Annotated in this window: 25 protein-coding genes and 1 tRNA gene; 1 reads left to right on the top strand and 25 read right to left on the bottom strand. The window is 67.2% G+C overall.

Translation table 11 applies throughout. The features are described 5' to 3' along the window. Nucleotides 1-19 precede the first annotated feature (19 nt). The 17 genes from O9271_RS03785 to smpB all read right to left on the bottom strand — a co-directional run bounded on the left by O9271_RS03785 (nucleotide 20) and on the right by smpB (nucleotide 15,263). Nucleotides 20-1,132, bottom strand: a complete 1,113-nt coding sequence (locus O9271_RS03785) for a DegT/DnrJ/EryC1/StrS family aminotransferase (protein WP_298266275.1) — start codon at nucleotides 1,130-1,132, stop codon at nucleotides 20-22. Nucleotides 1,133-1,146: 14 nt separating this feature from the next. Further along, nucleotides 1,147-2,208: a Gfo/Idh/MocA family oxidoreductase gene (locus tag O9271_RS03780; protein ID WP_298266274.1), complete on the bottom strand. Its 1,062-nt coding sequence runs from the start codon at nucleotides 2,206-2,208 to the stop codon at nucleotides 1,147-1,149. Further along, nucleotides 2,205-2,861 carry a DapH/DapD/GlmU-related protein gene (locus O9271_RS03775; RefSeq protein ID WP_343213868.1) on the bottom strand — a complete coding sequence of 219 codons (657 nt, stop codon included), beginning with the start codon at nucleotides 2,859-2,861 and terminating at the stop codon, nucleotides 2,205-2,207. Before O9271_RS03775 ends, O9271_RS03780 begins: the two co-directional genes overlap by 4 nt. Before the next feature lie 20 nt (nucleotides 2,862-2,881). Continuing rightward, complete coding sequence (carB, locus tag O9271_RS03770; RefSeq protein WP_298266272.1) at nucleotides 2,882-6,133, bottom strand: carbamoyl-phosphate synthase large subunit; 3,252 nt, start codon at nucleotides 6,131-6,133, stop codon at nucleotides 2,882-2,884. Then, nucleotides 6,117-7,142 (bottom strand): GDP-mannose 4,6-dehydratase, encoded by a 1,026-nt coding sequence (locus tag O9271_RS03765; RefSeq protein ID WP_298266271.1) that lies wholly within the window; start codon nucleotides 7,140-7,142, stop codon nucleotides 6,117-6,119. Before O9271_RS03765 ends, carB begins: the two co-directional genes overlap by 17 nt. An 11-nt stretch (nucleotides 7,143-7,153) precedes the next feature. After that, entirely contained in the window at nucleotides 7,154-8,122 is a 969-nt protein-coding gene (gmd, locus tag O9271_RS03760; protein ID WP_298266270.1) for a GDP-mannose 4,6-dehydratase, read from the bottom strand. 153 nt (nucleotides 8,123-8,275) lie between these two features. Beyond that, complete coding sequence (rpmB, locus tag O9271_RS03755) at nucleotides 8,276-8,497, bottom strand: 50S ribosomal protein L28 (protein ID WP_298266269.1); 222 nt, start codon at nucleotides 8,495-8,497, stop codon at nucleotides 8,276-8,278. Nucleotides 8,498-8,507: 10 nt separating this feature from the next. Continuing rightward, complete coding sequence (gene rplQ, locus O9271_RS03750) at nucleotides 8,508-8,864, bottom strand: 50S ribosomal protein L17 (protein ID WP_291260398.1); 357 nt, start codon at nucleotides 8,862-8,864, stop codon at nucleotides 8,508-8,510. 5 nt (nucleotides 8,865-8,869) lie between these two features. Next, complete coding sequence (locus tag O9271_RS03745; protein ID WP_298266268.1) at nucleotides 8,870-9,943, bottom strand: DNA-directed RNA polymerase subunit alpha; 1,074 nt, start codon at nucleotides 9,941-9,943, stop codon at nucleotides 8,870-8,872. A 138-nt stretch (nucleotides 9,944-10,081) separates the two neighbouring features. Continuing rightward, the gene (gene rpsD / locus O9271_RS03740) at nucleotides 10,082-10,717 is read right to left on the bottom strand and encodes a 30S ribosomal protein S4 (RefSeq protein WP_291262405.1); all 636 of its coding nucleotides are present in this window, start codon (nucleotides 10,715-10,717) and stop codon (nucleotides 10,082-10,084) included. A gap of 3 nt (nucleotides 10,718-10,720) precedes the next feature. After that, entirely contained in the window at nucleotides 10,721-11,098 is a 378-nt protein-coding gene (gene rpsK, locus O9271_RS03735) for a 30S ribosomal protein S11 (protein WP_026849821.1), read from the bottom strand. Nucleotides 11,099-11,101: 3 nt separating this feature from the next. Then, a complete protein-coding gene (gene rpsM, locus O9271_RS03730) occupies nucleotides 11,102-11,479 on the bottom strand; it encodes a 30S ribosomal protein S13 (protein ID WP_298266267.1) in 378 nt (125 codons plus the stop codon). A 15-nt stretch (nucleotides 11,480-11,494) separates the two neighbouring features. Beyond that, the gene (gene rpmJ / locus O9271_RS03725; RefSeq protein ID WP_012683466.1) at nucleotides 11,495-11,611 is read right to left on the bottom strand and encodes a 50S ribosomal protein L36; all 117 of its coding nucleotides are present in this window, start codon (nucleotides 11,609-11,611) and stop codon (nucleotides 11,495-11,497) included. 205 nt (nucleotides 11,612-11,816) lie between these two features. After that, a complete protein-coding gene (pyrF, locus tag O9271_RS03720) occupies nucleotides 11,817-12,545 on the bottom strand; it encodes an orotidine-5'-phosphate decarboxylase (RefSeq protein ID WP_298266266.1) in 729 nt (242 codons plus the stop codon). Continuing rightward, entirely contained in the window at nucleotides 12,533-13,462 is a 930-nt protein-coding gene (locus tag O9271_RS03715; RefSeq protein ID WP_298266265.1) for a dihydroorotate dehydrogenase, read from the bottom strand. Before O9271_RS03715 ends, pyrF begins: the two co-directional genes overlap by 13 nt. Then, nucleotides 13,459-14,721, bottom strand: a complete 1,263-nt coding sequence (locus O9271_RS03710) for an N-acetylmuramoyl-L-alanine amidase (RefSeq protein ID WP_298266264.1) — start codon at nucleotides 14,719-14,721, stop codon at nucleotides 13,459-13,461. Before O9271_RS03710 ends, O9271_RS03715 begins: the two co-directional genes overlap by 4 nt. Before the next feature lie 71 nt (nucleotides 14,722-14,792). Further along, nucleotides 14,793-15,263 carry an SsrA-binding protein SmpB gene (gene smpB / locus O9271_RS03705; protein WP_298266263.1) on the bottom strand — a complete coding sequence of 157 codons (471 nt, stop codon included), beginning with the start codon at nucleotides 15,261-15,263 and terminating at the stop codon, nucleotides 14,793-14,795. A gap of 166 nt (nucleotides 15,264-15,429) precedes the next feature. On the opposite strand from smpB, the gene O9271_RS03700 reads away from it, so the two are divergent. Continuing rightward, nucleotides 15,430-15,513: transfer RNA gene (locus O9271_RS03700), tRNA-Leu, on the top strand. Nucleotides 15,514-15,567: 54 nt separating this feature from the next. Here O9271_RS03700 and O9271_RS03695 read toward each other — a convergent pair. The 8 genes from O9271_RS03695 to O9271_RS03660 form a co-directional block, all read right to left on the bottom strand. Then, on the bottom strand, nucleotides 15,568-16,101 hold the full coding sequence (locus tag O9271_RS03695) for a hypothetical protein (protein ID WP_298266262.1): 534 nt from the start codon (nucleotides 16,099-16,101) through the stop codon (nucleotides 15,568-15,570). Between the two features lie 9 nt (nucleotides 16,102-16,110). Then, a complete protein-coding gene (locus O9271_RS03690; protein ID WP_298266261.1) occupies nucleotides 16,111-16,605 on the bottom strand; it encodes an Rrf2 family transcriptional regulator in 495 nt (164 codons plus the stop codon). A 97-nt stretch (nucleotides 16,606-16,702) separates the two neighbouring features. Continuing rightward, entirely contained in the window at nucleotides 16,703-18,151 is a 1,449-nt protein-coding gene (locus O9271_RS03685; protein ID WP_298266260.1) for an aspartate ammonia-lyase, read from the bottom strand. Between the two features lie 11 nt (nucleotides 18,152-18,162). Beyond that, the gene (locus tag O9271_RS03680; RefSeq protein ID WP_298266259.1) at nucleotides 18,163-18,978 is read right to left on the bottom strand and encodes a hypothetical protein; all 816 of its coding nucleotides are present in this window, start codon (nucleotides 18,976-18,978) and stop codon (nucleotides 18,163-18,165) included. A 39-nt stretch (nucleotides 18,979-19,017) separates the two neighbouring features. Further along, nucleotides 19,018-19,668 (bottom strand): MBL fold metallo-hydrolase, encoded by a 651-nt coding sequence (locus O9271_RS03675; protein ID WP_298266258.1) that lies wholly within the window; start codon nucleotides 19,666-19,668, stop codon nucleotides 19,018-19,020. Between the two features lie 2 nt (nucleotides 19,669-19,670). After that, complete coding sequence (trxB, locus tag O9271_RS03670) at nucleotides 19,671-20,693, bottom strand: thioredoxin-disulfide reductase (RefSeq protein ID WP_298266257.1); 1,023 nt, start codon at nucleotides 20,691-20,693, stop codon at nucleotides 19,671-19,673. A gap of 73 nt (nucleotides 20,694-20,766) precedes the next feature. Then, on the bottom strand, nucleotides 20,767-21,495 hold the full coding sequence (locus O9271_RS03665) for a hypothetical protein (protein WP_298266256.1): 729 nt from the start codon (nucleotides 21,493-21,495) through the stop codon (nucleotides 20,767-20,769). 3 nt (nucleotides 21,496-21,498) lie between these two features. Further along, nucleotides 21,499-22,227, bottom strand: a complete 729-nt coding sequence (locus O9271_RS03660) for an SDR family oxidoreductase (RefSeq protein ID WP_298266255.1) — start codon at nucleotides 22,225-22,227, stop codon at nucleotides 21,499-21,501. Between the last annotated feature and the right edge of the window lies 1 nt (nucleotide 22,228).

Here is a 22,228-nt window from a genome sequence, read left to right as displayed (position 1 = left end):
AGTGATACGGGAAGGCGACTCAGCGGCCGAAGAACGCGCGAACGGCCGCGATCACTTCGTCGAGCTGGGACGTGGTGAGCTCGGGATACACGGGAAGGGACAGCACCTCGCGCGAGGCTTTCTCCGCCTCGGGGCACTGCCCTTCGCGGTAACCGAGATAGGCGAAGCAGGGCTGCAGGTGCAAGGGGAGCGGATAGTAGACGTTGGAGCCGATGCCGCGCTCCTTCAAGTGCGCCTGCAACGCCTCCCGCCGAGGTACGCGTACCGTGTACTGGTTGTAGATCGACGTATTGGCCGGATCGATCCACGGCGTGGCCAGTTCCGGCACGTCGGCAAAGGCCGCGTCGTAGTAGGCCGCGTTGCGACGCCGCGCTTCGCTCCACGCGCCGAGATGCGGCAGCTTGGCCCGCAATACGGCCGCCTGCAAGGCGTCGAGGCGGCTGTTGTAGCCGACAATCTCGTGGTAGTAGGTCCGCCGGCTGCCGTGCGTCCGCAGCTTCATGAGCGCCTCGAAGAGCGCCTCATCCTGCGTGACCATCATGCCGCCATCGCCGTAGCCACCGAGATTCTTGGATGGGAAGAAGCTGTAGGTGCCAATGGCTGCCGCCTCACCCGCCATGACCGTGCGCCCCCCGATGCGCCGACTGGCGCCGATGGACTGCGCGGCGTCCTCGATGACGGGCAGCCCCTGGGCCGCCGCGCTCACCTCTTCGATGGGGGCCATCTGGCCGAACAGATCCACGGCGATGACCGCGCGCGTGCGCGGCGTGATGGCCGGGGTGATGGCGTCCGGGGCGATGTTGAACGAGCGCGGATCGATGTCCACGAATACCGGCCGCGCGCCCACATTGTGGATGGCGCCGCCCGTGGCGAAGAACGTGAACGGCGTGGTGACGACCTCATCGCCGTGCCCCACACCCAGCGCGCGGAGCGCGAGCAGAATGGCGTCGGTCCCGTTGGCACAGCCGACGGCGTACTTCACCTGCGAAAGCCCGGCGACGCTGCATTCGAGCTGCGCCACGGGATCGCCCAGGATGAAGGCCTGCTGGTCGACGACCTCCATGAGTGCCGCCACCACCTCATCGCGGATGGTGGCGTGCTGCGCCTTCAGGTCCAGAAGCGGGACAGCCATGTCTCTCCTGCCGATCAAATGTTCACGCGCAGCGGAAGGGGCACATCGCGCCCCGTCTTCGCCGACTCGTAAATGCCGAGAATGAGTTCCAGTGACTTGCGTCCCGCCCGGCCGTCGGTGTCGGGCTTCGCCAGCCCGCGCAATACCGAGACGACGTTCCGGTAATACCCCTCGTGTCCGAAGCCGTATACGCTGGGCGGGTTGGTGTTGGCCTGCTCGACGAGCTTGTCGTCGTCGTCGTAGTCCGCAAACTGCCAGTGCTCAACCTTGTTCACCGCGGTACCGCCGATCTTCACGGTGCCCTTCTCCCCGAGGATGGTGATGCTGCCTTCAAGGTTCTTGGGGAAGGTGAGCATGGTGACCTCGATGGTGCCGATGGCGCCGGAGCGGAACTTCATGATGGCCACTCCGCTATCCTCGGCCTCGATGCGACGCGCGAGCGTCGCGGTCTTGGCCATGACGCTCTCGACAGGCCCGACGAGCCACTGCACGAGATCGACGTAATGCGACGCCTGGTTCATGAACGCCCCGCCGTCGAACTCCCAGGTGCCCCGCCACGGGGCCTGATCGTAGTACTCCTGCGGTCGTGTCCAGCGCACCGTGCAGTTGGCCATGTAGATGCGGCCGAAGCGGCCGCGATCGATGGCGCGCTTGAGCAGCACGACGGGCGGATTGAGCCGGTTCTGCTTGACCACGAAGAGATGCACCCGGTGGTCGTCGCAGGCCTGCACGAGCGCGTCCGCCGCCGCCAGCGAGATGGCCATGGGCTTCTCGCTGATGACATGCCGCCCGGCGCGCGCGGCCGCGATGCCATGCTGCGGGTGGAGGCCGCTGGGGGTGGCAATGACGACGGCGTCGCTCGGGACGCGCGCCAGCATCGCCTCGAGGTCGGTGAACCAGGGGACTCCGGCCGCGTCGCCGGCCTGCGCGGCCCGCTCCGTGACGATGTCACAGACCGCGACCAGCTGCAGGTCCGGGATCTTCGCGATGGCGTCGAAGTGATTGCGACTGATGCGGCCACACCCCACCAGGGCGATGCGAATGGGGCGGTCCGCCGGAATGCTTCCGTCGGTCATGCCTGCTCCTCCGTACGCACGACAGCATCGCCGCGACGCTCGTACACCGTTCCCGTTCCCGGACAGCGCAACCGCTCCGTGTCGCGCTCGACGCCGTCGGCGCCGGGGATGCGCTCAAGACGGAACCCCGCCTCGGACATCCACCCGATCCGTCGCGCCGGTACGCCGGCGACGAGCGCGTAATCCGGCACGTCGCGATTCACGACGGCGCCGGCCCCAATGAAGGCGTAACGGCCGATGGTATGGCCACACACGATGGTGGCGTTGGCTCCGATGCTGGCGCCACGCTTCACCAGGGTGCTCCGGTATTCATTCTTGCGGGAGATGGCACTGCGCGGGTTGTACACGTTGGTGAAGACCATGGAAGGACCGCAGAACACGTCGTCCTCCAACTCCACGCCCTCATAGACCGACACATTGTTCTGGATGCGGACGTTCTCGCCGATGCGCACCCCCTTCATGACGACGACGTTCTGCCCGAGGGAACACCGCGGACCGATCACGGCCCCGCCGTTGACGTGACAGAAATGCCAGATGCGCGTGTGGGCGCCAATGACGGCGCCATCGTCGACGTACGCGGACGCGTGGACCAGCGCCCCCTCACCGAGGGAGACGCCGGCCGCCACATGTCCCAGCCCGGGCTGTGCGATCATCTCCGGCACGGACGGCGCGTTCACGCGACCCCGGCGCCCTGATGCGCCGCCAGGATCGCGTGCCACTCCTGGAGCGAGCGCACCCCCGGCTCTCGCGACCGCCGGGCCGCGATGGCCTCGACGGCGGCATTGGCAGCGGTGAGCGTCGTGGTGTACGGCACCCGATTGGCAATCGCGGCCTGGCGGAGCTTCTCGTCATCCACCTGCGCGTGCTTACCCAACGGCGTGTTCACGAGCAGCTGGATCTCGCCGTTCAGGATGAGGTCCACGCCATGCGGCCGCCCCTCGTGCACCTTGAGCACGGCCGTGACCGGTACCCCCTGCTGCCGGAAGAACGCCGCCGTGCCGCTGGTGGCGAACACGGAGAAGCCAAGGGCATGGAATCGCTGCGCCAGCGTGGCGGCCGTGGGCTTGTCGCCGTCGTTCACCGTGAAGAACACGGCGCCTTCGGACGGCAGGGCATTGTCGGCCGCGATCTGGGACTTGAGGAAGGCGGTCCCGAAGTCGTCGTCGATGCCCATGACCTCGCCGGTGGAACGCATCTCCGGGCTGAGCACCGGATCGAACTCCCGGAACTTGTTGAACGGGAACACGGCTTCCTTGACGCTGATATAGGGCGGCACGATCTCCTGCGTGAACCCGATCTCGGCGAGCGTCTCTCCGAGCATGAGGCGCGCGGCAACCGATGGCAGCGACACGCCGATGGCCTTCGACACGAACGGTGCGGTGCGCGACGCGCGCGGATTCACCTCGATGACGTAGACCTGCCCATTCTTGTAGGCATACTGCACGTTGATGAGGCCCACCACGCCGAGCCGTCGGGCAAAGGCAATGGTGTGCGCCTTCATCTGCTCGACGGCCGCCGGCGGAATGACATACGGGGGCAGGACGCAGGCAGAGTCGCCGGAGTGAATGCCGGCGCTCTCGATGTGTTCCATGACCGCGCCAATGACCACGTGTTCACCGTCAGAGAGGGCGTCGACATCGGCCTCGAACGCATCCTCGAGGAAGCGATCGACGAGCACGGGGCGCTCCTCCGACACGCGTGCCGCCCGCTCGAAGTAATCACGCAGCGACGGCTCGTCGTGCACAATCTCCATGGCGCGCCCCCCGAGCACATAGGACGGGCGCACCAGCACAGGGAACCCGATCGTCTGCGCGATGGAGACGGCTTCGTCGACGCTGGTGGCCGTGCCATTGGCCGGCTGCTCGATGCCCAGTTCGCGGGCAATCGCCTCGAAGCGGCGACGGTCTTCCGCCGTGTCGATGGCATCGGGCGAGGTGCCCAGAATGCGCACACCGGCCGCCTCGAGCGGTCGGGTGAGCTTGAGCGGCGTTTGCCCGCCAAGCTGGACGATGACCCCCTCCGGCTGCTCGCGCTCGACGATCTCGAGCACATCCTCCAACGTGAGCGGCTCGAAGTACAGCTTGTCGGAGATGTCGAAATCGGTGGAGACGGTTTCGGGATTCGAGTTCACCATGATGGTCTCGTATCCCTGCTGCCGCAGCGCGAGCACCGCGCGCACGCAACAGTAATCGAACTCGACGCCCTGCCCGATGCGATTGGGCCCCGACCCGAGGATGACCACCTTCTTGCGCCCGGCCGTCGCGGCTTCGCTCTCCTCGTCGTAGTTGCCGTAGAGGTACGGGGTGCTGGACGGGAACTCGCCGGCGCAGGTGTCGATCATCTTGTACGACGGCCGCACCCCAAGCGACCAGCGCAGGGCGCGCGCCTCGAGCTCGGTCTGCGCGCGGAGTGCGGCCAGCTGGCGGTCGGAGAACCCGAGACGCTTCATGCGCCGCATAGCCTCGGCATCGACCGCCGGCAGGGCCGAGTACGTTGCCTCGGCCTCGAGCAACTCCCGCATCTGATCGAGGAACCACGGATCGATGCCCGAGATCTCGTGCAGTTCGGCCGTCTGCATCCCCAGCTGCATGGCCCGCTTGAGCTGGTAAATGCGCTCGGGCGTGGGGCGACGCAGTGCGCCGCGCAACTCCTCGCGGGAGCCTTCCACCAGGCGGTCGTCCTGCAGCCGCTCGCCGATGCTCCAGCCGGTGCGTCCGGTTTCCAGCGCACGCAGCGCCTTCTGGAAGGCCTCCTTGAAGGTGCGTCCAATGGCCATGGACTCACCCACGGACTTCATCTGGGTGGTGAGCCCCGGGTCGGCCGCGGCGAACTTCTCGAAGGCGAACCGGGGACACTTCACGATGACGTAGTCGAGCACCGGTTCGAAGCTGGCCGGCGTGGTCTTCGTGATGTCGTTGGGCACTTCGTCGAGCGTGTACCCCACGGCGAGCTTGGCACCGATGCGCGCGATGGGGAACCCGGTGGCCTTGGATGCCAGGGCGGACGAGCGCGACACGCGCGGGTTCATCTCGATGACGATGAGCTCGCCGTCGCGCGGGTTGACGGCGAACTGCACGTTGCAACCGCCCGCATCGACACCGATTTCACGGATGATCGCCACGGCCGCGTCGCGCATGACCTGGTACTCGCGGTCGGTGAGCGTCATGGCCGGTGCCACCGTGATGGAATCGCCGGTATGCACGCCCATGGGATCGAGGTTCTCGATGGAGCAGACGATCACCACGTTGTCGGCGCAGTCGCGCATGACCTCCAGCTCGTACTCCTTCCACCCCAGCAGCGACCGTTCGATGAGCACCGAATGCACCGGCGACAGGTCGAGGCCGCGCCGGACCATCGTCTCGAACTCCTCGCGGTTGTAGGCGATGCCGCCGCCGGTGCCGCCGAGGGTGAACGACGGGCGAATGATGGCGGGGAAGCCGGTGTTCTCGACCGCCGCGAGTGCCTCGTCGATGGTCGTGACGGTCGTGCCGGTCGGGCACTTGAGCCCGATCTTCTCCATGGCGTCGGCGAAGAGCTTGCGGTCTTCGGCCACGCGAATCGCGCGGGCGTTGGCACCGATGAGCTCGCAGCCATAGCGATCGAGCACGCCGTCGTCGTACAGTTTGAGCGCCACGTTGAGGGCCGTCTGTCCGCCCATGGTGGGGAGCACCGCATCGGGGCGCTCCTTGGCGATGATCTTCTCGACGAACTCCGCGGTGACCGGCTCGATGTAGGTACGGTCGGCGAACTCCGGATCGGTCATGATCGTGGCCGGATTGGAGTTCACCAGAATGACTTCGTAGCCCTCCTCGCGCAGCGCCTTGGTGGCCTGCGTTCCGGAGTAATCGAATTCAGCAGCCTGCCCGATCACGATCGGGCCAGAGCCGATCACGAGAATCCGGTGCAGGTCAGAACGTCTCGGCATGGAGGAGGTCTTCGATGATGTCGTCGAGTGAACGCTGCGCGCGCCATCCGGTGGCGTGCTGCAGCTTTCGCGGATCCCCGATGAGCACGGGGACGTCAACCGGTCGGACCAGCGCGGGGTCCTCGGTGGGAACGGCACGCGTGCCCGTGCGTGCGCTCACCAGATCGAGGAGTTGCTGCACCGACCATCCGGTACCGCTGGCCACGTTGTACGCCTCGCCGGGCGTGCCCCGCTGACAGAGGGAAATATACGCAGCCACGACGTCACTTACATGCAGGAAGTCGCGAACCGGTGAGCGATTCCCCACCAGCATGGGCGTCCCCGCCGGCGCACTGGCCAACGCCCGGGCGCGCTGCACCAGCGCCGGCAGTACGAAGCGCGGGGGCTGCCCGGCCCCACTGTGATTGAAGCTGCGGGCAATGACCACGGGCAGTCGCGTGGCGCGCCAGACCTGGAGCGCGAGCAGCTCCTGCGCCGCCTTGGTGGCCGCATACACGGTTCGCGGCGCCTGGACCGCCTCCTCGCACAACGGCATCACGTGTGAGTCGTGCCGGCCATACTGTTCGGCGCTTCCCACGATGAGCACGAGGGGGTCCACCCCGCTTCGCTCGCGCTGACGGTCGAGCTGGTGGAGGAGTCGCGCCGTTGCCGTGACGTTCACATCCCAGGCGGTGGCCGGATCGGCCGCGGCGGTGGGCAGGTGGGAGATGGCCGCCAGATGCAGCACCGTGTTCGGCCGGGTCGCGTCCACCACGCGTTGCACATAGTCATCGTGGCGCAGGTCGCCCACGAACCACGTGGCGCCGTGGTCGGGAAGCGCCGCGCCGGTGCCCGTGTCGCGGGCGTCCGAGGGCATGGCCAGCGCGAACACCTCCGCTCCCTGAGCCCGCAGCGCGGGAAGCAGCCACTGCCCCACGAAGCCCGCGGCGCCGGTCACGAGGACGCGCCCGAGGGCCCGATCACTCGGCAGCGCCACGGTCGGCATGCGGTCACCCTGACGAGCGTCCACGCGGGGGCTGGCTAGGCGTGACGGTGATAACGCGCCAGATCGGCTTCGACCATCATCTCGACGAGCTGCCGGAAGCCGACACGCGGCGTCCATTCCAGCACGGTCTTGGCCTTGGCCGGATCGGCCACCAGCAGGTCGACTTCGGCGGGGCGGAAGAAGCGCTCGTCCTGCACGACGAACTCGCGGTAATCCAACCCCACGGCACCGAAGGCGGCGTCGCAGAATTCGCGCACCGAATAGGTGTCACCGGTGCCGATGACGAAGTCATCGGGCGTCTCCAGCTGCAGCATGCGCCACATGGCTTCGACGTAGTCGCCGGCAAAGCCCCAGTCGCGGCGGGCATCGAGATTGCCGAGGCGCAGTTCGCGCTGCAGGCCGAGCTTGATGCGGGCCACGCCATCGGAGATCTTGCGCGTGACGAATTCGAGACCGCGACGCGGCGACTCGTGATTGAACAGAATGCCGCTCACCGCGAAGAGATCGAAGCTTTCGCGATAGTTGACCGTGATCCAGTGTCCGTAGACCTTGGCGACGCCGTACGGGGAGCGCGGATAGAATGGCGTGCTTTCCCGCTGGGGGGTTTCCACCACCTTGCCGAACTGTTCGCTCGAGCTGGCCTGATAGAAGCGCGCCCGGGGCGCCGCCTTGCGCAGGGCCTCGAGCATGCGGGTGACCCCCAGCGCCGTGAACTCGCCGGTGAGGACCGGTTGGTTCCACGAGGTCTGCACGAAACTCTGCGCGGCGAGGTTGTAGATCTCGTCGGGCGCGGTGCTCTGGACAACGTCGGTGAGCGAGGTCTGGTCGAGGAGATCGGCAGAGACGAGCTCAATGCGATCGACGAGATGCGCAATGCGTTCGTACGGCGTGGTGGACGAGCGGCGCACGACCCCCACCACGCGATACCCCTTGTCGAGCAGCAGTTCGGCGAGGTAGGAGCCGTCCTGGCCGGTAATGCCGGTGATGAGCGCGGTCTTGGTCACGAAACGATCGGTTTCGGGTGGTGGGTGCGGGACTCTGGTGGTGGGCTCTGCCCGACCACACCATTGAACCCGGCAACCCCGTGCGTGGATACACAACGCGGGGAGACCCGCTGTCTGAGCGAGCTCCCCGCGAGGTGACGAACAACCGGTGAATTACGCGACGGCCACCTGACCGCGCGGGGCGCGCGGCACCTTGCCGGCGGCAATGCAGCGCGTGCAGACCTTCACCTTGATGACCTTGCCGGCTTCGAGCGTGCGCACGACCTGGAGGTTGGGCTTCCAGGTGCGGCGCGTCTTGTTGTTGGCGTGCGAGACGTTGTTGCCGTAGGCAACACCCTTGCCGCAGCTGTAGCAGCGATTGCGTTGAATGGCCATGGGTGTGGTCTCAGCTGAGGATCAGTTCGATCCGCGCCATCTCCGCCCCGTCACCCTTGCGGTGACCGGTCTTGAGAATGCGCGTGTAGCCGCCCGGACGCGTGGCGAACGCGGGTCCGAGCTCCTGGAAGAGCTTGTCCGCGGCTTCCCGCTTCTGGACATGCTTGCCGGCCAGGCGGCGCGCATGGAGCGTGCCGGTGCGGGCCTTGGTGATGAGCTTTTCGACGAACGGGCGGAGTTCCTTGGCCTTGGCCTCGGTCGTCTCGATCGCGCCCTGCTCGATGAGCGAGGTCGCGAGATTGCGGAGCAGCGCGAGGCGCTGCTCACTGGTTCGCCGGAGCTGGCGATTGGCCTTACGATGGCGCATGGGCGTTAGTCCTCGTCGTCGTCGTCATCGGGCGCATTTTCGGCGGCGCGGCTGGGCGGGGTGCCCATGTCGAGGATCCGGACACCGTCCGTGCTTTCCTCGTAGCGCATGCCGAAGTTGAGCCCTTCCTTCTCGAGCAGCGCGGCGATTTCCTGCAGGGACTTCTTGCCGAAGTTCTTGACCTGAAGGATCTGCGCCTCGGTCTGGCGAACCAGATCGCCGAGCGAGCGGATGTTGGAGTTCTTGAGTGAATTGACCGACCGCACCGACAGTTCGAGATCGTCGATGGGAGTACGGAACAGCTCGGCGAGCCGGATGGCGTCGGAGTTCGCGCCATCACCGGCGGCACCGGGCTGCGCAGAGGCGGACGAGCCGAACCCGACAAAGTACTGGAAGTGGGTCTGGGCCAGGGCCGCTGCGTAGCTCACCGCTTCCTCGGGCGACATGGTGCCGTTGGTTTCGACGGTGAGCGTGAGCCGGTCGTAGTCGGTGCGCTGACCGACGCGGGTTTCCGCGACGGTGAAGTTGGCACGACGAACCGGGTTGTAGATGGCATCGATCCGTACGACATCGACCGGGAGGTTCTTGTCGGCCGGATGCTGGTCGCTCTCGACGTAGCCGCGTCCCTTGTTCACGTAGAGTTCGACGGTGAAGTCGCGCTCGTCGGTGATGGTGAAGAGATGATGCGACGGATCGACGACGCGCACGCCCCCCGTGGCGATGATGTCAGCCGCGGTAACGGAGCCGGGGCCCGCCTTGCTGATGCGCAGCACCGCCTGCTCCACTTCGTCGGGAAGGGAGAGGGTGAGCGTCTTGAGGTTCCCGATGATCTGGTGCACGTCCTCGACGACGCCGGCGATGGTCTGGTGCTCGTGCACCACCCCGTCGATGCGGAATGCCCACACGGCCGAACCGCGCAGCGACGACAGGAGCAGTCGGCGCATGGCGTTGCCCAGCGTGTGCCCGAAGCCGCGCTCGAGCGGCTGCAGGCGGAACTCGGCCAGATTGGGCGTGTCCTCGCGCTTGGTCGCTTCGACCAGCTGCGGTCGCACCAGCCCGGATAGATCGATGGTTGCCATGAGAAAGTCTGAATCTGGAAGTGGTCTCACCACTCGTGAGAGTGGCGACGCTCTACCCCGCCCCGAACGCGCGGTAGACTCGTGAGGGGGTTCGGGCCCCGACCAGGGCGGGCGCAGTGCGCCCGCCCTTGCAACGGATTACTTGGAGTACAGTTCGACGACGAGCTGTTCCTGCGCGGCCAGCGGGATGCTGGTGCGCGCGGGCTTCTCGAGCACGCGACCGCTGAACGACTCCTTGTCGACGGCGATCCACGAGAGCGAGCCGCCCTTCGACGCCTGCTCCATGGCACTCATGACGAGCACGAGTTCGCGCGAGGACTGCTTCACGCGCACTTCCTCGCCCGGCCGCACCTGGTACGACGGGATGTCGAGGAGGCGACCCTTCACCTCGATGTGCCGGTGACGGATGAGCTGACGCGCGGCCTTGCGGCTGGGGGCGAAGCCCATGCGGTACACGACATTGTCCAGACGGGTCTCGAGGGCGGCCAGCAGGTTGTGACCGGTGATGCCGGCCTGCGTGGACACGCGCTCGAACGTGTTGCGGAACTGCTTCTCGGAGATGCCGTAGATGCGCTTGATCTTCTGCTTTTCGCGCAGCTGCTTGGCGAACTCCGACATCTTCTTGCGGCGAGCCGTGGCCTGACCGTGCTGACCCGGGGCGTACGGACGACGCTCCACGGGGCACTTTTCGGTGAAGCACTTGGTGCCCTTCAGGAAGAGCTTGGCGCCCTCACGACGGCACTGACGGCAGCTGGGACCAGTGTAGCGAGCCATGGATCAGACCCTCCGGCGCTTGGGGGGACGGCAGCCGTTGTGCGGGATCGGGGTGACGTCACGAATGGACTTCACCTGGAGACCCGCAGCGGCGAGCGCCTGGATGGCCGACTCGCGGCCGGAACCGGGACCCTGCACGCGCACGTGCACCCGGCGCACCCCAGCGGTGAGCGCTTCGCGCGCACACTGCTCGGAGGCCACGGTGGCGGCGAACGGCGTGGACTTCTTCGACCCCTTGAAGCCCGCCTTGCCGGCGGAGCCCCACGACACTGCGTTGCCATGCATGTCGGTGATCGTGATGGTCGTGTTGTTGAACGTGGCGCTGACGTGGGCGATGCCTTCGGCCTCGACGACGCGCTTGGTCTTCTTTGCGGTAGCCATGGCTTACTTGGTCACCTTCTTCTTGCCCGCGATGGCGCGGCGCGGCCCCTTCTTGGTGCGCGCGTTCGTGTGCGTGCGCTGCCCGCGCACGGGGAGGCCACGACGGTGGCGCGTGCCACGGTAGGAGCCGATGTCCATCAGGCGCTTGATGTTCATCGCGACTTCGGTGCGCAGGGCACCTTCGACGCGGACGTTGCGCTCGATTTCCTGACGGAGCTTGTTCAGGTCGGAATCGTTCAGGTCGCGAACGCGCTGCGCGCTCGACACACCCGCGGCCTCGAGGATCTTCTGGGCGGTCTTGCGACCGATGCCGAAGATGTAGGTCAGGCCGATCTCGATCTTCTTCTCACGCGGAAGATCGACGCCAGCAATACGTGCCATGTGTTATGCGCTCCCTTAGCCCTGACGCTGCTTGTGCTTCGGGTTGCGCTTGCAGATGATGCGAGTCACGCCCTGTCGCTTGACGACTTTGCAGTGCTCACAGATCGGCTTGACGCTGCTGCGAACTTTCACGGGTCACCTCGGCGCTCACGCGCCGACGGAGTCTCCCGCACCACCAGATGCTGGCGGCCGGCCGGACTCCCCATGCTGTTCATCGCTCATGAAGCATCGCGCCCTCAGGAGAGAGCACCGATTCCGCGCACGAGCGAAGCGAAAGTGGCCAGCGGATTGGCCGGTGAAATGCCCAAAAACGGGCAAGACCCGAAGGCTAGCGGACTTAGGAGATACCCGCAAGGGACTGGTTGACTTCCGCCATGGCGGCCACGGGATCGGCGGCAGCGGTTACCGCGCGGCCAAGAATCAACCACCGGGCCCCCGCCTCCGCGGCGGCGGCAGGGGTCATCACGCGGCGCTGATCATGGGCCTCCCCGCCCGGCAAGCGGATGCCGGGGATGAGCAGTCCGAGACGACCACCGAACTTTCCCCGAACCGCATCCGCCTCATGGCCCGAACACACGATGCCGGTGCCCTGCCCCTCCGCAACCAGCCCGGCCAACCGCAGGACTTCGTCCTGCACGGTGACACCGGTCCGCCCCCACGCCGACTCGACCCCGGTGGCGTCCATGCTCGTCAGGATGGTTACCCCGAGGATGCCGCAGCCACCGTCCGGTCGCCCTTCGCGGGCCCCTTCGACGGCCGCGGCGATCATTTCCCGGCCGCCGCTGGCGTGTACCGTGAGCAAGGCGGCACCATGGCGAGCCACGCTTCGGGCGGCGCCGCGCACCGTGTTGGGGATGTCGTGCAGCTTGAGGTCGACGAACACCTCCTTGCCCAATCCGCGCAGCCACGACACGATCGCCGGCCCCTCAGCCGAGAACAGCTCGAGCCCCACCTTGTAAAAGCCACAGGCGTCCCCGAGCCGGCGCACCACGGCTTCTGCCCCGGCGCGGTCGGGGACGTCGAGGGCGACGATGGGGATGGCGGCAGACGCGGTCAGGAGGGCCACTGCAAGGTTCCGATGATCGAGGGAAGATCGCGCACGCCTTCGCGCTGCGCCCACGCGGCCATCTGCCGCGCAATGCGTTCGGGGGCCCGAGGGTCGCGCAGCGCGGCCGTTCCCACACCCACCAGCGACGCGCCGGCGAGCAGATACTGCACGGCGTCATCGCCGGTGCTCACGCCACCGAGCCCGATGAGTGGCACGCCCGGGAGCGCTTGGCTCACCCGCCACGTGGCGAGCAACCCGATGGGGAGCACGGCGGGCCCCGACAGGCCGCCACTGCCGAAGCTGATCTTCGGCTTCCGCCTGTGGGTGTCGATGACGAGCCCCGGCATCGTGTTCACGAGCGTGAGCCCGGTGGCACCCGCGTCGACCGCGACCTTCGCGGTGTCGGCGATGCCCGCGCCGAGTGTCGGGGAGAGCTTCACGAAGATCGGGCGCGGAGTCTTGCCACGCGCCGCCGCCACGAGGGCCGCCAGCGCCCGCTGGTCGGCACCAAACTCGAGCCCCCCGGCCTTCACGTTCGGGCAACTCACATTGAGTTCGAACCCGTCGATGCCGGGCATCCCGTCGATGGCGTCCACCACCGCGGCGAAGTCGTCGATGCTGTTGCCAACGACGTTCACGAAGACCCGCGTGCCGGGATGATGGGCGGGGAGCCACGGGAGATAGTCGCGCCTGACTTCGTCGAGCCCGGGGTTGGCCAGCCCGATGGCGTTGATCATGCCGCCGGCGAACTCGGAGACACGCAACGCCGGATTGCCCTTTCGCGGAGCAATGCTGACAGCCTTGGTGGAGATCCCGCCCACGGCATCGAGATCAACGACATCCTCGATCTCGATGCCGAAGCCTGCGGTCCCCGACGCCAGCACCACCGGATTACGGAAGTCGAGCCCCGCCACCCGCGTTGCGATTTCGCTCATCCACCCACCTTGCGTTCGTATTTCGCGAGATAGCGGACGATGGCGTCGGCGAGCCGTTCAGCGAGCTCTGCCTGCCGCTGCGGATTCGTGATGTAGGACGCCTCGGCCGGATTGGTTCCGAAGCCGATTTCCACCAGTACGGCGGGCATGAATGCCGTGACGAGCACAACCAGCCCAGCCTGCTTCACTCCACGGTTCGGACCTGGATGCACGGTACGCATGGCGCCCTGGATGAGCGAGGCGAGCTGCATCGATTCCCGCAAATGCTCGTTCTGCGCCATGTCGCGCATGATGAATCCGAGCGGATCATCACCGCTGACATCGGCCTTGGTTTCGAACTTCACGGCCTCGTTTTCCATCGCCGCCACGCGCCGCTCGTCTTCCGTCTTCGCTTCGGCCAGGAAGTACGTTTCGAAGCCGCGCGCGGCGCCGGGGTTCTTCCACTTCGGATTTGCCGCGTTGACGTGAATGGACACGAACAGGTCGCCCTTTGCCGCGTTGGCTATCGGTCCGCGATCGTACAAACCGATCAGCGTGTCCGCGGTACGTGTCATGACCACTCGGACGCCTCGGTCTTCGAGGGCGCGCTGGAGCTGCTTCGACACGGCCAATGTGACGTTCTTCTCGTAGATCCGTGGCCCACCACCGATCGGCCCGGACATTCCGTTGTCCCGTCCCCCGTGGCCGGCGTCGACCACGACGATGCGTTGACGATTCCCGGCGCGTGTCTCAGGGGCGCGCACCGCCGTGCGGTCGGGCTCGGCGCGCACCGACGCGGTAGCGGGCACGGACGCAGGACGCTGGGTCGCGTCGCTGGCACGCCGACCGGAGGACACCGGTGCGAATCGCCTGATCTCGCGCTTCTCCGCGTCGAAGAGCACCCCCGTACCGAGACGCGGCAGCAGATCCGCCGCGAGCGCGACCGGCACGTAGAGTGCCCCGGCCGCCCGGATGACCTCACGACCAAGTACCAGGGTGTCGTCGCCGGCAATCACCAGCGACGTGCCCTGCTCGATATCCAATCCGACCGCCCCCACCTCGAACCGGTAGCGACCGGCGCGTACCGGATCACGCAGCAGCTGTCCGCCCAGCGCCGCAGCGAGCGCATCGGCACGAAGGGCCAGCCCGCCATCCGGATGCAGGATGACCGCGACCGGGCGGACGCGCTCGCCGAGTCGTGCCGTGAAGGGGGCCGGAGCCGATGGTGGCGCGGCCGCCGGGGATTGCGCCGAGGCCGCCTGGGCGCTGAGCCCGAGCACTCCGAGTGCCCTCGCGCACCACCTCGCGCACCACCACACGCTCTGCTGCGCCGCCCGCTGCAGGGCGTGCCTCATCGTTTGCGCAGTACCCGCGCGATCTCGCGCTCGGCATCGCGCTTCTTGAGGTCCTCGCGCTTGTCGTGCTGCTGCTTACCGCGGGCAAGGGCAATCCGGGTTTTCACCTTGCCGCGCCGGAAATACAGGTCGAGCGGGACAAGCGTGAGCCCCTGACGCTCGACCGATCCAATGAGTCGGCGAATCTCACGCTTGTGGAGCAACAGTTTGCGCGTGCGGGTGGCCTCGTGGTTGAATACGTTGCCATGTCCATACGCCCCGATGTGCAGGTTCAGCAGGAACACCTCGCCATCCTTCACATACCCGAAGGCGTCGGTGAGGTTGGCCCGGCCATCCCGCAACGCCTTTACCTCGGTCCCGGTGAGAACGAGACCGGCCTCCCACGTGTCGAGGATCTCGTACTCGTGGCGGGCGCGCTTGTTTCGCGCGATCAGTTCGGTCGGTTCTTCGGTGTCCGTGTTGACCATACGTGCACAAACGTAATCGTTTTTGCGACCATCCTGCGGCGGTCGCGTGAGCCGGGGTCACGTTTGTTGTCGTCGGCGTTGACTTTCGGCCCGTTCCCGATCTATTCTTCCCGCCCTGCCGCTCCTGCGGGCAAACGGCGTTGCCGCTGCCTGCCGGACGGGTTCTGCCGGAGTGGTGGAATTGGTAGACGCGCTGCGTTCAGGGCGCAGTGTCCGCAAGGACGTGCCGGTTCGAGTCCGGCCTTCGGCACCTGAGTAGACATCACGGGCAGCGGTCGCTTCGGCGTCGCTGCCCGTGGTGCGTTCAGCCCCGCAGCGCGCTGGGGCGGACGTCTTCGGGGAGTGAAGCGGCCCCGAAGGCATGGCGCAGCGCCTCGTTCATGGCGGCGCGCGTTTCCTGCACGAACTGGGTGGCGCGCGGGAGCCCCGCGGGGTCCGGGTGTTCGACGCCGGCGGCGCTCAGCATGACACGAGCCAACCGTGTCGCCGGCGAGTCCACCGAGCCGCGTACCGCAAGCGCCGCGGTGTAGGCGCGCCAGCGCTCGTTCCAGGCCAGACCGTCGGCTGGTGCCCGCCGCGCTTCCGCGGCCAGCACCGGCGCCAGCTGGTGGGTGACATCAGCGTGCGTGCGATCGTCGAGCGCATCACGCTCGGCCACAATGAGGCCGATGGCCCGCCGCGCGAAGTGGAACTCGCGTCTCGCGGTGGCCATGTCCGGCGCCAGCGCGAAGAGCCAGTTCATGGCCTCATCGTCGGGTTCGCGCAGCAGGTAGTTGAGGTACAGCTCGACGCGATGCCGCTGCGCGCGCGTCGCCTGCCAATCGGCCCACAGCCCCATATTGGCCGATCAGGACTGCAAAATGGGAAGACCGCCGGGCACCGCGCCGGCCGCCTCGAAGCTGGCCAGCCCGACGCGATCACGCACGACAGATTCGTCAGCCAGCAGATCACTCAGCCGCACGCTGTCGAGCACCTCGTCAATGCGCTTCTGGAGCAGCATCCACACCGGCCGAATACTGCAGTTCTCCGCTTCGGCACACCGCCCGGCGTCCACCGGATGCGATACGCAGTGCAGGTCGAAGGTGGTGAGTTCGGAGGCCTTGATGACATCACGCACGGTGATTTCCTCGGCCGCGCGCGCCAGCGAATACCCGCCGCGGGCCCCGCGCGTGCTGGCCACGATGCCGGCGCGCCGCATCCGCAGCAGAATCTGCTCGACGTAATCGCCCGGCAGCTTTTCGCGTGCCGCCACGTCCCGGCCCGTTACCGGCCCGTCGCCGGCGCGACGGGCAAGGTGGAGGGCGCAAATCAGCCCGTACTCAGCCCACGTTGTTATGCGCATACCCGAGAGTCTAGGTCGGACTCCCGGTCCAGACAAGCTGCGGCGGACCTCACACTTACGGTTGAGTTCGCCGGTGTCCCGACGGCTGCCCGGGCTGTCACGACGCCGGCCGACTGCCCGGCATGCCGATCTCGGTGAGGCGACGGAGATCGAGCAGGGCCTCCACCTCTGCGGCCGGGACGATCTGCTCGCGGGTGATGAGATCGCGGATGAGCACGCCCTCCCGCACGCTCCGCTTGGAGAGCTCGGCGGCGGCCGCGTATCCGAGCGCGGGAAGGAGAGCGGTGGCGAGGGCCGCCGAGCGTTCCACCCAGTAGGCGCACATGTCCGGGTTGGCTTCGATCCCGGCAACGCAGCGGGTGGTCAGCGTCGTGATAGCCGACGTGAGGATGTGCATGGACAGCAGCACGTTATGGGCAATGACCGGCATCATGACATTGAGCTCCAGCTGCCCGTGCTCGGCGGCCATCGCCACGGTGACATCGCAGCCCATGACCTGATAGCACACCTGATTCACCATCTCCGGAATGGAGGGGTTGACCTTTCCCGGCATGATGCTGGACCCCGGCTGCACGGCGGGGAGCACGATTTCATCGAATCCCGTGCGCGGGCCGGACACCATGAGTCGCAGGTCGCTCACGATCTTCGAGAGATCGATGGCGATGCCGCGCATGGCGGCGCTGAATGCCGCCACGTCCCCCATGCTCTGCATCAGCTGCACCCGATCGGTGCCTTCGCGCAGGGTGGTGATACAGGTGATATCGCGCAGCGCCGCAACCATGAGCGACGGGTACTGCGGTTCGACGGTGACCCCGGTGCCGACCGCACTGCCCCCGATGCCCAGATCATTGAGGTAGTCTGCTGCTTCACCGAGACGCTTGCGCGCGCGTGCGATGGATCCAGCGTAGGCGGCGAACTCCTGTCCGAGGCGGATGGGCATGGCGTCCTGCAGGTGCGTCCGGCCCGCCTTGACGATGTGATCGAACGCCCGCGCCCGATCAACCAGCGCGGCCTCGAGCGCTTCGAGCGCGCCCACCAACAGCGGCAGTTCCCCAAGTACGGCGAGCCGGATGTTGGTGGGGATCGTGTCGTTGGTGCTCTGCGCCATGTTGACATGGTCATTCGGATGCACCGGGACATAGCGGCCGCGCGGCGCTCCCAGCAGCTCATTGGCGCGGTTGGCCAGCACCTCGTTCACATTCATGTTGTGCGACGTGCCGGCCCCCGCCTGGTAGGGATCGACGACAAACTGGTCGCGGTGGCGTCCGGCGAGCACTTCATCGGCGGCGGTGACGATCGCGTCGGCCAAGGGGGCATCGAGCCGGCCGGTGTGCCGGTGCACCATGGCTGCGGCCTTCTTGATCCAGACCTGTGCCACGACGAACGGCCACAGCGGGCGCAGGCCACTGATGGCGAAGTTCTGCAGCGCCCGCGCGGTCTGAATGCCGTAGAGCGCCGACTGCGGCACCTCGAATGCGCCGAGCGGGTCCGTCTCGACGCGCATGGCAACCGGCGGCAGCGACGACGTTCCCGCAGTGGCGCTCATGATGCCCTCGGTCAAGGGAAGGTGATGGTGGTGTCGATGGAGGAGGTCAGATGCAGGGTGGCGCCGTTGGCCGTGACGAGATTGGTGCGCCAGCGAATGAGCGTGAGCGAGCGCCGGGCGGTAGCGATCTGGAACGGGTTGAGCAGCCCCCCGGGGAGCACGGCCGATCCATCATCGCGCAGGGCGCAGTACACCTGCTCGTTAGCGAAGGTGGAGCTCGCCGGATTGGGGTACTTGAGCTGCAGGATGATGGCCGCCGTGGGGTCGTTGGTGGCGTTCCAGGTGACCGTGAGATTCTCGCCAATGGGCGGCAGCGACAGCGGACTCAGGAGGAGCGGTTCGGCGAGCTTGAGCGAGCCAGCGATGGTGGGGAACGCACTGCCATTGCCGGGGAGGGTCACCTGCGCAATGTCCCCGGCGTTGTATGTGATGGGCGCTCCCGCTGCCGTGGCGTAGCGCCGATCGGTGCTCGAGTACGCAAGCTGACGGGTGGCGCCGCCCACCACGATGGACACGGCGTCTCCGGCACTGCGATCGCCGCGCGCCACGGGGGTCACGGTGTCGATGGCCGCGTAGACGCACTGGTCGTTCTGCTGCGCGCTGCTGTTGGGGACCTGCAGGTTGACCGATTCGAAGGCCACCACGGTTGCGGCGGCCGCTCCCTGCCCTGCCGCGTTGCGCTTGCCCACGAAATTCACGGCCCCGTACTTCTCGAGGCTGGGCGCGCTGTCGGTGATGCTCGAGCAGGCGCCGGCCGCGACGCTGCCGATGACCAGGAGCAGGAAGCCTCGCAGGGTGGCGCGACGACGATGAGTGGGCATGCGCATGGGGGCTGAGGGAGGACGAAACGGAGCGCGCGGCAGCACTCAGGCACCCAGGGGCCGCGCAGCGCCACGCAGGAACGGGTTGGACGCGAGTTCCCGCCCGATGGTAGTCACAACACCGTGCCCGGGCAGCACCCGAGTCTCGGGTGGCAATGTCGCCAGCCGCATGAGTGAGGCCTGCATGGCGCGCGGATCGCAGAGTGGCAGATCGGTCCGCCCGATGGAGCCCGCGAAGAGCACATCTCCCGACATGCAGAGACCGTGCCCCACGAAGGCCACATGGCCGGGGGCGTGTCCCGGCACATGCCAGACCTCGAAGCGATAGTCACCCACCTGCACGACACCGCCTTCCGCGACGTCATGCGTGGCCGGAGGCGGGTTGTCGAGGCGAATGCCCCAACGGGCGGCATTGTCGGCCGCGGCCTCGTAGAAGGGAGCGTCGGCGACATGCCTGTGGATGGGCACCGGCCTCGCACGCACAACACCGGCGATGCCGCCCACGTGATCGAAGTGGCAGTGGGTCAGCCAGATGGCGTCGAGTGTGCACCCCGAGGCGTCAATGGCCGCCAGCAGCCGATCGGCTTCGTCACCCGGATCGACGAGCACCGCCCGCTGCGAGGCGGGGTCGGCCACCAGCCAGCAGTTCTCCTCGAGCGGTCCTACGGTCAGCTGCTGCACGTGCAGTTCGGACATGCTCACCCTTCGGCCGCTGCGGCCGCGATCGAGCTCTCTCCTGTTTCGAGCACGGGAGTTTCCCCGATGCCATGATGCGCGAGCCACCGCTCGGCCTCAAGCGCCGCCATGCATCCGGTGCCGGCCGACGTGATGGCCTGCCGATAGTAATCATCGATCACATCGCCCGCGGCGAAGACCCCGTCCACTGAGGTAGCCGTGCGCCAGGACGACACCTTGATGTAGCCGTGTTCGGTGACGTCGAGCTGGCCCTTGAGAAAGCGCGTATTGGGTGTGTGACCGATGGCCACGAACAATCCCCCCACCGCGATTTCGCTCACGGCCCCGGTCACGGTGTCGGCCAGCTTGAGCCCGGTGATGAACTCGTCGCCGACCACGTCGGTGACCTGCGAGTTCCAGAGCACGCGTACCTTGGGGTGCGCGAGCACCCGGTTGGCCATCACCTTGGAGGCACGGAAGCTGTCACGGCGGTGGATGATGACCACTTCGCTCGCGAACTTCGTGAGGTACATCGCCTCTTCCATGGCCGTATCGCCGCCGCCCACGACCGCCAGACGCTTGTTGCGGTAGAACGGCATGGCCCCGTCGCAGACCGCGCACGCCGATACGCCACCCCCCTGCTGCGCCAAGCGGAGTTCGCTGTCGAGTCCGATCCACTTGGCGGCAGCCCCGGTGGCCACGATGACGGTGTGCGCCTGCAGCGGCTCCGAGTAATTGGGCGTGACCGTGAAGGGCCGCTGCGAGAAATCCACCTCCCGGATCAGTTCGCTCACCACCCGTGTTCCGTGGTGCACGGCCTGCGCCTTGACGCGATCCATGAGTTCGGGGCCGCTGATGGGCTCGGGGAAGCCGGGAAAGTTCTCGATGTCGGTGGTCAGCATGAGCTGGCCACCGGGCAACTCCGTGCCCACGGGTTCTCCCTCGAACACCAGCGGCTTCAGGTTTGCGCGCGCGGCATAAATGGCGGCGGTCCAGGCGGCGGGGCCCGACCCGATGATGACGATGTTTTCGGTTGACAGTGGCATGTCCACGCGAGGAGAAACGGTGAAACCCGGGTGCGGAACCGGGGGAAGATCGATGGCGGTCGGCGGTGCGCGTTCAGTCTACGGCGAGGACACCGAGGGCGCCGTGACAGTGCGACGCGGTGCCCACGAGCACTCGACAGGCCCCCGCGTTCCCGCGTTCAGCGACCAGGCGGTCGGCATGGGCAATCGCGTCGGCGTCGATCATGCCGACACCATACGTCCGATGTGTGCAGTGAAAGATAGCGGCCTCCCCCAGCCGTGGCTCCCCATGGGCGAGGCGTCGGATCGTGACGGGCAGACTCCAGTCGCGCGTCTCCCGGGTGGCGGGGCACTTGGCCGGCTCGATGCAATTGACCGGGCAGGTCCAGGTGGCAAAGCTCACGTAGTGGCGCCCATCGGGTGCGGCCCGTTCCCAGGGTGTGGGGGGCACTGCCGGCATGGGTTGTACCGTGACGGCTCGGGCGGGCCAGCGGTGTTTCGCCCGCGCCACGAGCCAGTCGAGGCACAGATGCGGCATGAGCGGCGAGGGGACCATGGCATGGCCAGCCAACGCCTCGGGGCCCGCCGCCAACCACTCGGCGAGGTACGCATCCCAGTCCCGCAGCACCAACCGCAGGGCGACGCCGTCATAGGCACCATCCTGCAGGCGCGCGGCGACGCGACAGGCGGGATCCCGATCCACCACCACGATGTCATCGGCCCACAGCGCCTTCCGCTGGATGGCGCGCGTGAGTTGCTGCGCGTACCAGCTGCCGTAGCATCCCCCGCCAATGATGACGATGCGCGCGAATTGCAGTGCCATGCGTCAGCGACGCAGCTGTCGGCCGCCGTCGACCGGAAGGACGACGCCGGTGATGTATGGCGCGTCCACCAGAAAGTGCACGGCCTGCAGCACGTCGGCGGGTACGCCACTTCGCGCCAGGGGCACGTCGCGCAGGAAGCGTTGTCTGGCCTCGTCGGTCAGGTCGTTGGGGGCCAGCACCAGCCCCGGAGCGATCGCGTTCACGCGAATGGCCGGTGCGAGGTGATCGGCCACGGCGCGCACCAGCTGGGTGAGCGCCGACTTGGTGACCTGGTGGGGAATGAGGCGCGGGAAACCGGTCTCGGCGGCGAGATGGTCGGCGATCTGCACGATGGCCCCGCCCGTGGTCATGACCCGCGCTGCTGCCTGCATGAGGAAGAACGGCGCGCGCAGGTTGATCGCCTCCGCACGCGTCCAATCCTGCGGCGTGACGCGATCGAAGTCCCGCCACTCCATGACCGACGCGGAACTGATGACGACGTCGAGACGCCCCAGGACTTCGACGGCGCGCTCGACGAGCCTGCCGGGCGCGGCGGGATCGAGCAGGTCCTCCTGCACTGCGTGTACGCGCACACCGTGCTGCTGCTCGAGCGACCGGGCGAGGGCGGCCGCCTCGTCGGGAGAGCTGCCGTGATGCAACAGCACATCGTACTCGCGTTCCGCGAAGCTCCGCACCAGGGCCGCGCCCAGACGCCGCGCTCCGCCGGTGACCAGTGCTACGCGGCGCGACATG

Origin of the sequence: Gemmatimonas sp. (genome assembly GCF_027531815.1) — a bacterium.
In the GTDB taxonomy this organism is placed as follows: Bacteria; Gemmatimonadota; Gemmatimonadetes; order Gemmatimonadales; family Gemmatimonadaceae; genus Gemmatimonas.
This window is presented reverse-complemented; position numbering and strand designations above follow the sequence as displayed.

Bases quoted from the DNA above. Each gene is read 5' to 3' on its own strand.
- O9271_RS03785 (WP_298266275.1), bottom strand. From the start codon at position 1,132: ATGGCTGTCCCGCTTCTGGACCTGAAGGCGCAGCACGCCACCATCCGC.
- O9271_RS03780 (WP_298266274.1), bottom strand. From the start codon at position 2,208: ATGACCGACGGAAGCATTCCGGCGGACCGCCCCATTCGCATCGCCCTG.
- O9271_RS03775 (WP_343213868.1), bottom strand. From the start codon at position 2,861: ATGATCGCACAGCCCGGGCTGGGACATGTGGCGGCCGGCGTCTCCCTC.
- carB (WP_298266272.1), bottom strand. From the start codon at position 6,133: ATGCCGAGACGTTCTGACCTGCACCGGATTCTCGTGATCGGCTCTGGC.
- rpmB (WP_298266269.1), bottom strand. From the start codon at position 8,497: ATGGCCATTCAACGCAATCGCTGCTACAGCTGCGGCAAGGGTGTTGCC.
- rplQ (WP_291260398.1), bottom strand. From the start codon at position 8,864: ATGCGCCATCGTAAGGCCAATCGCCAGCTCCGGCGAACCAGTGAGCAG.
- O9271_RS03745 (WP_298266268.1), bottom strand. From the start codon at position 9,943: ATGGCAACCATCGATCTATCCGGGCTGGTGCGACCGCAGCTGGTCGAA.
- rpsD (WP_291262405.1), bottom strand. From the start codon at position 10,717: ATGGCTCGCTACACTGGTCCCAGCTGCCGTCAGTGCCGTCGTGAGGGC.
- rpsK (WP_026849821.1), bottom strand. From the start codon at position 11,098: ATGGCTACCGCAAAGAAGACCAAGCGCGTCGTCGAGGCCGAAGGCATC.
- rpsM (WP_298266267.1), bottom strand. From the start codon at position 11,479: ATGGCACGTATTGCTGGCGTCGATCTTCCGCGTGAGAAGAAGATCGAG.
- O9271_RS03715 (WP_298266265.1), bottom strand. From the start codon at position 13,462: ATGAGCGAAATCGCAACGCGGGTGGCGGGGCTCGACTTCCGTAATCCG.
- smpB (WP_298266263.1), bottom strand. From the start codon at position 15,263: ATGGTCAACACGGACACCGAAGAACCGACCGAACTGATCGCGCGAAAC.
- O9271_RS03695 (WP_298266262.1), bottom strand. From the start codon at position 16,101: ATGGGGCTGTGGGCCGATTGGCAGGCGACGCGCGCGCAGCGGCATCGC.
- O9271_RS03690 (WP_298266261.1), bottom strand. From the start codon at position 16,605: ATGCGCATAACAACGTGGGCTGAGTACGGGCTGATTTGCGCCCTCCAC.
- O9271_RS03685 (WP_298266260.1), bottom strand. From the start codon at position 18,151: ATGAGCGCCACTGCGGGAACGTCGTCGCTGCCGCCGGTTGCCATGCGC.
- O9271_RS03680 (WP_298266259.1), bottom strand. From the start codon at position 18,978: ATGCGCATGCCCACTCATCGTCGTCGCGCCACCCTGCGAGGCTTCCTG.
- O9271_RS03675 (WP_298266258.1), bottom strand. From the start codon at position 19,668: ATGTCCGAACTGCACGTGCAGCAGCTGACCGTAGGACCGCTCGAGGAG.
- trxB (WP_298266257.1), bottom strand. From the start codon at position 20,693: ATGCCACTGTCAACCGAAAACATCGTCATCATCGGGTCGGGCCCCGCC.
- O9271_RS03665 (WP_298266256.1), bottom strand. From the start codon at position 21,495: ATGGCACTGCAATTCGCGCGCATCGTCATCATTGGCGGGGGATGCTAC.
- O9271_RS03660 (WP_298266255.1), bottom strand. From the start codon at position 22,227: ATGTCGCGCCGCGTAGCACTGGTCACCGGCGGAGCGCGGCGTCTGGGC.